At 68.8% G+C, this 12,310-nt stretch carries 11 protein-coding genes; 8 read left to right on the plus strand and 3 right to left on the minus strand.

The genetic code is table 11. The features are described 5' to 3' along the window. Positions 1-46: 46 nt before the first annotated feature. Genes ABTZ59_RS11435 through ABTZ59_RS11445 form a run of 3 tightly spaced genes read left to right on the plus strand, consistent with a single transcriptional unit; the run spans position 47 to position 3,452 of the window. Positions 47-1,732, plus strand: coding sequence for a pyridoxal phosphate-dependent decarboxylase family protein (locus ABTZ59_RS11435; protein WP_351394336.1), 1,686 nt, complete (start codon positions 47-49; stop codon positions 1,730-1,732). Then, on the plus strand, positions 1,729-1,899 hold the full coding sequence (locus ABTZ59_RS11440; RefSeq protein WP_351394339.1) for a hypothetical protein: 171 nt from the start codon (positions 1,729-1,731) through the stop codon (positions 1,897-1,899). Before ABTZ59_RS11435 ends, ABTZ59_RS11440 begins: the two co-directional genes overlap by 4 nt. Further along, a complete protein-coding gene (locus ABTZ59_RS11445) occupies positions 1,896-3,452 on the plus strand; it encodes a lysine N(6)-hydroxylase/L-ornithine N(5)-oxygenase family protein (protein WP_351394342.1) in 1,557 nt (518 codons plus the stop codon). The genes ABTZ59_RS11440 and ABTZ59_RS11445 overlap by 4 nt, the downstream gene beginning before the upstream one ends. Before the next feature lie 14 nt (positions 3,453-3,466). Here ABTZ59_RS11445 and ABTZ59_RS11450 read toward each other — a convergent pair whose 3' ends face one another. Further along, a complete protein-coding gene (locus ABTZ59_RS11450) occupies positions 3,467-4,447 on the minus strand; it encodes an ABC transporter substrate-binding protein (protein WP_503002600.1) in 981 nt (326 codons plus the stop codon). A 260-nt stretch (positions 4,448-4,707) separates the two neighbouring features. Here ABTZ59_RS11450 and ABTZ59_RS11455 point away from each other — a divergent pair, with 260 nt between their 5' ends. Continuing rightward, positions 4,708-6,075 carry a dihydrolipoyl dehydrogenase family protein gene (locus ABTZ59_RS11455; RefSeq protein ID WP_351394345.1) on the plus strand — a complete coding sequence of 456 codons (1,368 nt, stop codon included), beginning with the start codon at positions 4,708-4,710 and terminating at the stop codon, positions 6,073-6,075. A gap of 176 nt (positions 6,076-6,251) precedes the next feature. Next, positions 6,252-6,932, plus strand: a complete 681-nt coding sequence (locus ABTZ59_RS11460; RefSeq protein ID WP_351394348.1) for a GPP34 family phosphoprotein — start codon at positions 6,252-6,254, stop codon at positions 6,930-6,932. A 95-nt stretch (positions 6,933-7,027) separates the two neighbouring features. Here the strand turns inward: ABTZ59_RS11460 and ABTZ59_RS11465 are convergent, their stop codons facing one another. Further along, positions 7,028-7,375, minus strand: a complete 348-nt coding sequence (locus ABTZ59_RS11465) for a hypothetical protein (protein WP_351394351.1) — start codon at positions 7,373-7,375, stop codon at positions 7,028-7,030. 147 nt (positions 7,376-7,522) lie between these two features. On the opposite strand from ABTZ59_RS11465, the gene ABTZ59_RS11470 reads away from it, so the two are divergent. After that, positions 7,523-8,170, plus strand: a complete 648-nt coding sequence (locus tag ABTZ59_RS11470) for a TetR/AcrR family transcriptional regulator (RefSeq protein ID WP_351394353.1) — start codon at positions 7,523-7,525, stop codon at positions 8,168-8,170. 231 nt (positions 8,171-8,401) lie between these two features. Next, positions 8,402-10,150 carry an amidohydrolase gene (locus ABTZ59_RS11475; RefSeq protein ID WP_351394356.1) on the plus strand — a complete coding sequence of 583 codons (1,749 nt, stop codon included), beginning with the start codon at positions 8,402-8,404 and terminating at the stop codon, positions 10,148-10,150. Here the strand turns inward: ABTZ59_RS11475 and ABTZ59_RS11480 are convergent. Further along, complete coding sequence (locus ABTZ59_RS11480; RefSeq protein ID WP_351394359.1) at positions 10,135-10,281, minus strand: hypothetical protein; 147 nt, start codon at positions 10,279-10,281, stop codon at positions 10,135-10,137. The genes ABTZ59_RS11475 and ABTZ59_RS11480 overlap by 16 nt on opposite strands. Between ABTZ59_RS11480 and ABTZ59_RS11485 the strand changes: the two genes are divergently transcribed. Further along, positions 10,280-11,146: a GNAT family N-acetyltransferase gene (locus tag ABTZ59_RS11485; RefSeq protein WP_351394362.1), complete on the plus strand. Its 867-nt coding sequence runs from the start codon at positions 10,280-10,282 to the stop codon at positions 11,144-11,146. The two genes, ABTZ59_RS11480 and ABTZ59_RS11485, sit on opposite strands and share 2 nt — an antisense overlap. Positions 11,147-12,310 lie beyond the last annotated feature (1,164 nt).

The following is a 12,310-nucleotide window of genomic DNA, read 5'->3' on the forward strand; positions in this document are numbered from 1 at the left end:
CCCTACCTCTGCCGCAGCCTCGGCGCCGGATGTCGCGGCGGGTCCCGTGTCGGGAACGGCGCCGGATCTCGCGCCGGCCTCGGAGCGGATCACGCAGTCGCCACCGGGCTCGTCATCGGAATCGGCTCCCGTAGCGCGACCGGACGACGGCGCCCGCGTCACCGCCCTGTCCGGCGGGACCGGCGGCGCCGATGCCCTGGCGCCGCTCGTGGACACGGTGATGGACGCCCTCGCCCGAGGCGCCCGGCGGCGCGGCGGCCCCATCGCGCCCGGTCGGCCCGGAGATGTCGCGGCCGCGGTCGGCGAGGTGTTCGGCGGTCCGGCCGCCGTCACCGGAGCCGAGGCGCTCGACCGGCTCACCGAACTCCTCGCGCACGGCAGCGCCGACCCGGCGGACGCCTCCTGCGCCGCCCACCTGCACTGCCCGCCCCTCGCCATCGCCGTCGCCGCCGACCTCGCGGTCTCGGCCCTCAACCCGTCCCAGGACTCCTGGGACCAGGCACCCGCCGCCACCGCTCTGGAGTCCCTGCTGCTCCAGGAGTTGGCCGCCCTGGTCGGGTACGACCCCGAGCGGGCCGCCGGAGTGCTCACCTCGGGTGGCACGGAGTCCAATCTGATGGGCCTGATGCTGGCCAGGGACCGGGTCCTCGGCGCGGCGTCCGGCTGGCAGATCGAGCTGACGGGGGTGCCCGGCACCGGCGCCGGCGCCGGAACGGGCCCGGCACCCCGTCCCCGTATCCTCGCCTCCGCCGCGGCGCACTTCTCCGTACAGCGCGCCGCCGCCCTGCTCGGCCTCGGGGAGGACGCGGTGCTGTCTGTCCCGGTCGACCGTCAACTCCGTATGGATACGGAAGCGTTGGCGGCCGTGCTGGACAGCTGCGCCGAGCGCGGGGAACTGCCGGTCGCGATCGTCGCCACCGCCGGTACGACCGACACCGGCTCCATCGACCCGCTGCGCGCGTGCGCGGCGCTCGCGGCCGAGCACGGCGCCTGGCTGCATGTGGACGCCGCGTACGGCGGCGGCGCCCTGCTCTCCGACCGGCTCGCACCGCTCCTGGACGGTCTCGGACTCGCCGACTCCGTCTCGCTCGACTGGCACAAGCTGGGCTGGCAGCCGGCCGCCGCGGGCGTCTTCCTGGTGCGGCGGTCGGAGACGTACGCGTCGCTCGCGCGCCGGGCCGTCTATCTCAATCCGGCCGACGACGAGGAGGCCGGTTACCCGAGCCTGCTCGGACTCTCGCTGCGTACGACACGCCGGGCCGACGCCTTCAAGATCGCGGTCACCCTGCGGACGCTGGGCAGGGAGGGGCTGGGCCGGCTCGTGGACGCCTGCCGTGAGCTGGCCGTATCGGGAGCACGGGCGGTCGCGTACCAGCCACGGCTGGAGCTGCACTCCGAACCGGTGCTGACGGCCTTCCTGTTCCGCTATCTGCCGGAGCGTCCGACGGATCCGGCGAACGCCCCGACGGACACGGTGGAATCGGCGGACACGACCAACGCTTCGGCGGGGTACGAGGCGCGCTGCGACGCGGTCAACGCCGCCCTGCGCCGCAGGCTCCTGCGCGAGGGCAGCGCCGTCGTCGGCCGTACGGAACTCCCCGGTGAGGGGCCGGGGCGCGTACGGCTCAAGCTCACGCTGCTCAACCCGCACACCACCGCCGCCGAGGTGGAGCGGCTGCTCGGCGCCGTCGTGGCGGCGGGGCGTGCGGAGGAGAAGGGAGAGGCAGGGTGACCTTACGGAAGACGGCCGGACCCTCCGTACGGACCCCGGACCCGCCGGGCGTCGACGTCACGCTGAGACTGTCCCTCGGTACGCGGCTCACCAACTCCCGTCGCGGCAACGACACTCAGTCCGTCCACATCGACCTTCCCCATCCCCTCGCGGAGGCCAAGCGGTGACGACCGAAGACATACACGCGGGTGAGCACGAGCACCGGCACCAGCACCAGCACCGGCACCAGCAAGGCCCCGAGAACAAGACCCACGAGACCGACAAGACCCACGAGAGCCACGAGAGCCACGAGAGCCACGAGAGCCACGAGACCTATGACCTGGTCGGCGTCGGCATCGGGCCGTTCAATCTCTCGTTGGCCGCTCTCTCCGACAGCGCTCCTGGGCTCCGTACGCTCTTCCTCGACGCCAAGCCCGCCTTCTCCTGGCATCCCGGGCTGCTGATGGAGGGAACGGTTCTCCAAGTCCCCTTCCTCGCCGACCTGGTGACCATGGCCGACCCCACCAGCCCCTGGTCATACCTCAACTATCTGCGGCAACACGACCGGATGTTCCCCTTCTTCTTCTCCGAGCGCTTCCACATACCGCGTCGCGAGTACGACCACTACTGCCGCTGGGTCGCCGAAAGCCTGCCGTCCTGCCGCTTCGACGCACGCGTCACGGAGGTCGAGTGGGAGGAACGCGACGAGGTGTTCGTCGTCACCCACCGCGCGGCCGACGGCGCGGTCTCGCGCGTACGGGCCCGGCAGATCGTGCTGGGCGTCGGTACGAACCCGGTCGTCCCCGAGCCGTTGCGCCCGCTGCTCACCCCCGCGCACGCGGGGCGCGTGCTGCACAGCTCCGACTACCGCACCCACCGGGCGCGGCTGGCCGCTCTCGCCGATGTCACGGTCCTCGGGGCGGGCCAGTCCGGCGCCGAGGTCGCCCTCGATCTCCTGCGCCATCAGGACGGTTCCGGTGCGGGCGGCCCGTATGTCCGTTGGCTGGCCCGTACCCCCGCCTTCGCGCCGATGGAGTACTCCAAGATCGGCCTTGAGCACTTCACGCCCGACTACATCCGGTACTTCCGCGCCCTGCCCGAGGAGCGGCGCGAGCGGCTCGTACGCGAGCAGTGGCAGCTGTACAAGGGCGTCAGCGAGGAGACGCTGGGCGAGATCCACGACGAGCTGTACGAGCGGACCATCGGCGGTACGGAGCCGCGCGCGGCTCTGCACCCGGGCGTCACGCTCGTCGCGGCGGAGCCCGAGCGGGGCGGCGACGGCGGCGACGGGGGCGAAGGCGGGGACGGCGACGGGGACAGGGGCGGCTATGTGCTGACCTGCCGGCATACGGAACAGGACGCGCTGTTCGAGGTGCGTACGTCGGCGATCGTGGCGGCCACCGGATACGCGGCGGCGCGCCCGGCCTTCCTGGACAGCATGGCGAAGCTGGTGGACTGGGACGAGCAGGGGCGCTACCGGATCGACGGCGACTACCGGGTCGCGTTGGACGCGAGCGTGTCCGGCGCGCTGTACGTGCAGAACGCGGAGCTGCACACGCACGGCATAGGGGCTCCGGATCTCACGCTCGGCGCGTGGCGGGCGGCGACGATCCTCAACGCGGTCGCGGGGCGGGAGGTACTGCGGGTGCCGGAGCGCGCCGCTTGGACGACGTTCGGGACGCCGGGGACCGGGGTGGCGGCTACCGGCGTGGCGGCCACCGGGACGGCGTCGGGCACGTAGTCCAGCGGCACGGCCTAACGTGCGGCGACGTAGCTCTTCTCCATCGCGTCCAGCACCTGGCCCGCGCCGGTGTAACCGATGCCGAGCATCCACAGGTTGTCGTCGACCTTGAAGGCCATGTCCTTCTTCACCGCGTCCAGGTTCTTCCACAGCGGGCCGCCGATGGTGTCGGTCTCCTTGGCCTTCTTCGCGTCGCCGTAGGTGGAGTAGAAGATGACGTCGGCGTTGGCCTTGTCGATCTGCTCGGGGCTGACGTCGACCGCGAAGCCGGTGGTGTCCTGGTTGGCGGGCCGGCCGAGCTGGAGGTCCTTGAAGATGGAGCCGACGAAGGTGTCGTTCAGGTAGAGCCGGGTGTCCGCGCCCTCCACGAAGCGTACGAAGCCGACCTTGGTCTGCTTCGCCTTCGCGGCCCCGCCCAGCGCGTCGGTCAGCCGCTTGACGTGCGCGTTGTAGTCGGAGACGACCTTCTTCGCCTCGTTCGTCCTGCCGAGGGCGTCCGCGTGCAGCTCGAAGTTCTCGCGCCAGGTCGGCCCGGTGGTGTCGGAGAAGACGGTCGGGGCGATCTGCGAGAGGGACGGGTAGTTCTTCTCGTCGCGGACCTTGCTGCTCAGGATCAGGTCCGGCTTGAGCGCGGCGATGGCTTCGAGGTCCGCCCCGGCGATCAGGCCGACGGGCCGGATGCCCGTGAGCTTGTCCTCGGGGAGGTACGTGGAGAAGGGGGCCTTGTCGACGACCGTGGTGGCGCCGACCGGCGTGACGCCGAGGGTGACGGCCGAGTCGAGCGCGTCCGTGTCCAGCACGACGACCCGCTTCGGCGCGTCACTGACCTTCACATCGCCCATGACCGTCTTGACGATGTGCGTACCAGCACCGCCGTCGGCGGCCTCGCCCCCCTTGTCGCCGGCCTTGTCGCCGCCACCGCACCCGGCAAGCGTGACGGCGAGCGCGGTGGTGGCGGCCATGGTGATACGGCGGCGAGCGAAGGTTCTGGACACGGTGGGGAGGCCTCCCTGACAGCAGGCCGGACCCTTCCGACCTAAGTAAGGCAAACCTAATCTTCGCCCCGTCCGGTCAACAAGTCGTCCGGGCGAGGCGTCGCGGTCGGATCAGACGCGTCACGGACGGATCCGAGGCGTCGCGGCCGGATCGGACGCGTCACGGACGGATCAATCGGATCAAGGTGCGACGCGTCGGGAAAAGAGCGACGGTTAGAAGCGACCGTTGGAGCAGCACGCGAGTTCGAACGGAGAACGCGATGAGCGGCACCGGCACGACCCAGGACTATGACGTGATCGTCCTCGGCGGTGGCGCCCCTGGCGAGCACGCCGCCGGTGCGCTCGCCGAGGGCGGCCTGCGTGTCGCCGTCGTGGAGCGCGACCTGGCCGGCGGCGAGTGCACGTACTGGGCGTGCATTCCGTCGAAGACGCTACTGCGCCCCGGCGAGGCGGTGCAGGGCGCGCGTGACGCGGCGGGGAGCGCCGAAGTAGCCGTAAAGGCGGCCCTGGCCTGGCGTGACTACATGGTCTCGGACTACTCCGACGCCGGAGCCGCGCGGTGGCTGGCGGACAAGGGGATCGCTCTGCTGCGCGGCCGCGGTCGCCTGGCGGGCACCGGGGCGGTGGAGGTCGACGGCGTGCGGTACACCGCCGAGCACATCGTGCTGGCGAACGGCGCCGATCCCGTCGTACCGCCGCTTCCCGGCCTGCGGGACCTCGACGGCGTGTGGGGCACACGCGAGGCGACGGGCATGAAGGCGGTGCCCGCGCGGCTGCTCGTGCTCGGCGGCGGGCCGGCCGGGGTCGAACTGGCGCAGGTGGTACGTCGCTTCGGCGGCGAGGTCGTTCTCGTCGAGGCCTCCGCGCATCTGCTCGCCCGCGAGCCGGCGCCGCTGGGCGAGGCGCTCGGCAAGGCCCTGCGCCGCGACGGAATCGAGCTCGTACTGGGCATGCACGCGACCAAGGCGCGCCGCGACGGGGAGGACTACGTTCTGGAGCTGGAGGACGGACGCGAGGTGCGCGGCGATCGTCTGCTCATCGCGACCGGACGCCGCCCGCGCGTCGAGGGGATCGGGCTGGAGACCGTCGGCATCACCGGGGCCGGCCGGGGGATCCCGGTCGACGCGCGCATGAGGGCGGGCGAGCGGTTGTGGGCGATCGGCGATGTGACCGGTATCTGGCCGCTGACGCACGTCGGTGAGTACCAGGGCGAGATCGTCGCCGCGAACATCCTCGGCGAACCCCGTGAGGCCCATTACGAGGCAGTCCCGCGCGTCACGTACACCGATCCGCAGGCGGCGTCGGTGGGCGCGGCCGAGGCCCGGTTCAGCGCCACCGCGCCGCTGTCGGAGGTCGCCAAGACGGCTACGTACATGCACGCCTACGCCGAATCGAACGGCTTTCTGACACTTCTCAGCGATGGTGACGTGCTGACCGGCGCCTACGGGCTCGGTCCCGAGGCCGGGGAGTGGATGCAGCAGGCCACGCTCGCGATCCGCGCCCGCGTCCCGCTCGGCGTGCTGCGCGACACGATCCAGCCGTTCCCCAGCTTCTCGGAGATCCACGCCGCCGCGCTGAAGGCGCTCAGGGCCGAGATCAGGGGGACGCGGCAGCCGGTCGAGGCGTGAGCACGACGGCCGCGTCGAACGTCAGGCCGACGGCGAATTGCTGCCCGCTGAGGCTGACCGGGGGCCCGCGGAGGCTGACCGGGGGCCGGCGGAGCCCGGCCGGGAACATCGGACGCGGCCTGTCCGTCTATGCCTATGCCAGCGAGGTGGAGTGATCGAGTGAGGTGGAACCCGCTATGACCACAGCCCGGGACCTGATGATCACCGCCTTGGACGTGGCGCCCAGTCCACCGCCCGAGGCCGGTGAGCTGTCGCTCGCGCTCGCGGGGGCCGAGCTGATCGACCTTCTGTCGGCCGAGGCGATTCGGCTGGAGGGCGACCGGATCGTGCCCGGCCACCGGCCGGACATCGCTGATGGTCCACTGGACCAGGCCGCGGAGTCGCTCGCCAGGGAAGCGCCGTACGAGCTGGTCGCCGACTGGCTGTGGCGGAGAGGCCAAGGCCTGGCCGCGGCGTATCTGGCCGCTTTTGAGGCGGAGGGCCGGCTGACGCGACCGCGGCGCCGCGGGCTGCCTTTCCGTACGGGCCGTACGGTGCTGGTCGATTCGCCCGAACGTCGTCTGGCGGGTGAACGCTGGGCATCGAACGAGCCGGTCCTCACCGCCCTCGCGACGGCCGTCGGGATCCGCGACAAGAACGACGAGGACGGCAAGGACGGCAGGGACGGCCAGGACGGCAGGGACGACAAGGAGGGGACGGGAGAAGCCCCAGTCACCGCAGGGGACGCGGGAGACGCGGGGGACGCGGTCGAGACCGTAGTCGTCGCGGTCAATGAGGCGTTGCTGGAACTGGAGGCCGTACGGCAGCGGCGGTCCATCGAGCAGGCTGCTTTCGACAACGTCTGGCGAGGCTACTGATCGTCCACTGACGGTCTGCCCCCTGGAGGGGACGACGGGAGAACTCCCCCGGTCCGTCCCCTCCGGGGCATCTCAGCAGCATGGCACCACGCCCCTCAGTGCCGACGGGCCCGGTGGATGGTGAGGATGAGCGCGGCGGACGCGGCGACGATCAGCCCCACGAACCCCGGGTGAATGTCCTTGGACAGGCTTTCCGCGCCGTCGGGCCGCGTGAGCCATACGACGAGCGGGATGGCGAACGTGACGGCGACGAGTGAGGCCGCCCGGCGAACCGCCCGGTCGGGGGTGCCGCGAAGAGCGCCGACCAGCGCGATCGTGACCGGGATGATCGCGAGCAGGGCGAACTGGCCGAGAACCATGATCGGAACCGCCCAGGCGGAGATGGTGACCGGCAAGGAGGTGCGCCGTCGGGCGCCGACGAGTGACTCGGAGGTGGCTGTCATGACATTCCCTCTCGCGTGACTTCGCTAGACAATTTGGCGTTCGTTAGAAGTTCTAACTCACGGGAGAAGGGGACGTCAATAGCTTCCGTGATAGCTTCTAACTAAATCTTGAGCGTGTAGTCGCGCAGGTGTGGAAGGTGGCAGGCCATGGCAGAAGCAGGCACAAGGACCCCGCGCGAGCGCTATCGCGGCCAAGTACGCGCGGAAATCAAGGAACGCGCGTGGGAACAGATCGCCACGGCGGGCGCGTCGGCGCTCTCCCTCAACGCGATCGCCAAGCGGATGGGCATGAGCGGACCCGCGCTCTACCGGTATTTCGCCGGCCGCGACGAGCTGATCACCGAACTCATCAGGGACGCGTACCGAAGCCTCGCCGACACCTTCCGCGCGGCCCACGAGTCCGGCGCCGACGTGGCCGGGCTGGCGCACGTCCTCCGCACATGGGCGCTGGCCGACCCCCAACGGTATTTCCTCATCTACGGCACACCCGTCCCTGGCTACGAGGCACCCGACGACATCACGGCCATCGCCTCCGAGATCATGACGACCCTGCTCGACGCCTACACGGCACTGCCCTCGGACCGCCCCACGACACCGTTCGCCACCCATCTCGAAGACCACCGGCCGTGGGCGGCCGACCACCCCGCCTCACCCGAGACCCTTCACCGGGCCCTGACGTTCTGGACCCGGCTGCACGGCGCGCTGTCCCTCGAACTCGCGGGCCAGTTCGCCGGGATGGAATTCGACCCCGCGCTGCTCTACGCGGCCGAACTGGACGACCTCACCGCCCCGTAAGGCCGTCCGAACGTCTGAACCTCGGGTCATGACTGGCGCCGTAGAGGTAGTTGACACGTCAAAGATTCCTGCTACGGTTGAAGTTAGTTGACATGTCATATATTACGCCGCTCAAGGGGAAGGGACGCCGGTGAGGAACGAAACCGACCCTGGCGTCCGCCTTTATCAGGTTCGCAGTGCCATGCCCGAACGGGGCGTATCCCCGCGGCACGACCAGAGGAGGCAGGGAAGATGCAGGACACATTTGTGGGTGCCGATCTCATCGTTCATAACGCAAAAATTGCCACGCAGAATTTAGCCCAGCCGGAGGCGGAAGCGCTCGCTGTGAAGCGGGGGAGGATTTACGCTGTTGGCAACGATGCCGAGATCCTTGCCCTAAAGGACCAAGGCACAAAGGTGATTGACGCCGGCGGTCGGCGGTTGATACCAGGCCTGGAAGACGCGCATCTGCACCTGCTCAATAGCAAATTCTACAATTACGAAACCAGATGGGATGGCGTCCCCACTCTGGCACGGGCACTGGAAATGCTCCACGAGCAGGCCGAGAGGACGCCGGAAGGTCAGTGGGTAAGGGTGTCCGGCGGCTGGTCGCCCCACCAGTTCGAAGAGGACCGACTTCCTACCATGGAAGAGCTCGAAAGGGCTGTGCCCAACCGACCTCTTCACGTGCAATACGCCTACAACCAGGCCTTCATAAACGCTCAGGCCAGGGAACAGTTGGGGGTAGGCACCTCTGCCTTTCCGGACGTGCCCGGGATGGTCCTTGAGAAGGACCAGGACGGCCGCTATACGGGAGTCGTATACGGCAATACCTTCAACTTCCTCACCATCGAGGCCATGCTTCCTGAACCGGGCTTCGAAGAGCAAGTGAACTCACTGGGCCGGGCAATCAGGGATCTGAATCGCTTCGGCGTAACCTCCGTTATAGACTGCGCGAGCTCAGAACCTTATCCGGAGGGCCACAATATTGTTGGCGCATTGATCAAGGAAGACCTCCTGAGGGTTCGGCTTCCCTTTATTGACATACAGATCGCGATCACGAGCAGCGGCTTCGAGATAAATGTAGACGACGCGATCGAGACCATAACCAAAAAGGCCCCGATCAGTCCCGGTCAAAACTTGCATCCGAGGTGGCAGCACGGTCATGAATACCTGGGCTACGGGGAGGCTCTCGGGCCTGAGCTGCACGATCACGAAGATTTTGATCAGCCGGCGATCATCATCGATCCGGAGTTGATGCGTTCGAAGGTAACGGAAGATTTCGCGAAGCTCGTCAAGCGAAGGATTCCCTTCCGGGTGCACTTCAGTTACAACGAGAACATTACTCCCTTCCTGGATGCCTTGGAGGAAGTAGATCAGCAGACGCCGCTCGATGGCTTGCGCTGGTCCATTGAGCATGCCGAAACCATCAGCCCGGAAAACATAGCGCGGGTCAGGAAGCTCGGCGGAGCCGTGGCCCTGGATGGCAAAATGGCCGTGCACGGCGACGGCTTTGCAAAGACCTACAGCAGAGAAAAGGCCTTGCAGACGCCGCCCTTCCGTCATCTCCTGCAAAGTGGTATTCCGGTAGCTCTGACCACTGACGGATACCGGGCATCCTCGTATCATCCCTGGACAACCATAAGCTGGGCGGTTACCGGCAAATCCGTGTCAGGCTCGGAGGTGTTGGGCAGCGACAACCGCCTGAGCCGAGCAGAAGCATTGAGGCTCTTCACCCTGGGTGCCGCCTGGTTCGAGAACAGCGAACACGAAAAAGGCAGAATAGCACCGGGCAACCTGGCCGACTTCGCCGTGCTCAACGCGGATTATTTTTCCGTACCAGATGAGGAGATCAGAGGCATCTCCTCCGTACTCACCGTCGTAGACGGCCGCGTAGTATTCGGCGACAGCGAATATCGGGACCTGGCTCCCGAACTCCCGGAAGTAATGCCGGCATGGTCACCCGTGAAATATTTCGGAGGCTATTACAACGCGTCCTGATTGCTGTCACCCGTGTGGGCTGCCGCGGTCGCCTTGCCCCAGCGCTCCTTCCACTCCTGGACTCCGTCCGTCTCCCTCCGGCCGGAATCCAGGTGCGGGGCCTCGGTGCGGTGGTGTGTGATCGAAGGCATGGCGATCGCATTGAGCACGTTGGAAGCCGACGGACTGAGCAGGGCTGTGGGCGTGCTGCGGGAGTGGCAGAACGACGGGGCCCCGATGCAACTGCATCCGGGGGACCTGGGCTGGTTCTGGCGGTCAGGTACGGAAGCGACCGCCGCGGCGGTCAGGACGTGGAGCCGGGACGGACGGATTCTCGCCGTGGGACTGCTGGACGGTCCCGGGCTGTTGCGGCTGACGATCGCGCCGGAGGCCCAGCAGGACGAGGAGTTGACACGGCGGCTGGTGGAGGACGTGACCGAGCCGGAGCGCGGCGTACTGCCCCGGGGAAAGGTGAGCGTCGAGTCGCCGATGGGTGTACTGGTCCGGGATCTGCTGTCCGAGGACGGCTGGAACGCCGACGAGCCATGGACGCCGCTGTGCCGCGACCTCACCGAGCCGGTGAAGGCACCGGGCGTGCGGATCGGGGTGATCGGGCCGGAACAGGCACATGTGTTCACCACCGCGCATCGGGCAGCGTGGGACGGATCGAGGTTCACGGAGGAGCGCTGGCACGCGATGGTGGCCGGACCGCCGTACGCCGACGCCCGGTGTCTGGTCGCGTACGACGACCGGGACAACGCGGTGGCGGCGGTGACGGTGTGGTCGGCCGGCCCGGGCAGGCCCGGGTTGCTCGAACCGATGGGTGTACATCGGGAACATCGCCGTCAGGGCTACGGCGAGGCGATCTGCGTCGCCGCGGCGTCCGCGCTCAGGGAGCTGGGATCGTCGAGCGCGATCGTCTGCACCCCGAGCTCGAATGCCGGGGCCGTCGCCACGTACAAGTCAGCCGGCTTCCGGCAGCGCCCTGAGGTACGGGACCAGTACAGGGACGCGTGAACCTCTGCCGGGGCGGACGGGACTGGGGTTCGGGTGGGGCGGGTGGCGGATGGTCGGCGTCGGGTCAGTGCCGAGGGGTAGTCGGGGGCACCCGGTGCGTTCGATGACGGGTGGGGGCCGCCCCTAGGTTTCAGTTTCGCGGTTGCGGGTTGGGCGTCAAGGGCGCTCCTTCGTCGCGTCGGCTGCGCCGATTCCGCTTCGCTCCACCCTTGACACCCAACCCTCCACCGCAAGTGCAGCTTTGAGGGGGGCGGCCCGGGGGGGGAGGGGTCCCCGGGGAAGCAGCTCTGTTCCGGGGGCCGGGTCCCGGCCTTGGGTGGGTGGGCCCTGCGGGGCTGCGCAGGAGTGGAGTGGGGCGGCCCGGCACCGGCTCAGCGAGTGGATGTGGGTGGGTGGTGGGGACTCATGCCCCGCTGGTGACGGTCCGTTGTCGGGTGACACCTGTGCCCTGGGGCGGACGGACTCGCCACCTGCCCTCAATGTCCCGTTTTGGAAGGGGCTTTGGGGAGTGCTCCGGCGGGTCATGCGTCCCAAGTTCGGTTAACCGGGCCCCACGACGCATGCCCCCCTCTGAGAGGCCTACTGGTCGCCTCATCAGTCACATCCGCCTCATTTCCCACGGTCCGGGGCCGGGAAGAGGCCGGGGCTGGTGCCCCGCTGCTGGGTGTGTGGGTGGTGGGGTGGGTGTGACTCCCGGGGCGGCCAGGGGGCCGGTCAGGGGTGGCGATGTGCCGTGGAGGCGACTTAACCGAACCCAGGACGCATGACCTGCCCGGGGCCCCTGGAATGGCCCGCCAAACTGGGACATTGGGGGCCGGTGGCACGCATCACCCCCCTCCGACCGGCCTCATCGGTCACATCCGTCCCATTCCTCACGGTGCGGGGCGGGGGAGCGGCCAGGGCTGGTGCCCCGCCGCTAGGGGTGTGGGTGATGGGGTGAATGTGACTCCCGGGGCGGCCAGGGGGCCGGTCAGGGGTGGCGATGTGCCGTGGAGACGACTTAACCGAACCCAGGACGCACGACCTGCCCGGGGCCCCTGAAATGGCCCGCCAAAATGGGACATAGGGGGCGGGTGGCGAGTCCGTCCCCCTCAGGCAACAGGTGCACCCGTCAACGGACCGTCACCAGCGGGGCATGAGTCTCCACCACCCACCCACATCAGC

Origin of the sequence: Streptomyces sp. NPDC094034 (assembly GCF_040303865.1) — a bacterium.
Taxonomy (GTDB): domain Bacteria; phylum Actinomycetota; class Actinomycetes; order Streptomycetales; family Streptomycetaceae; genus Streptomyces.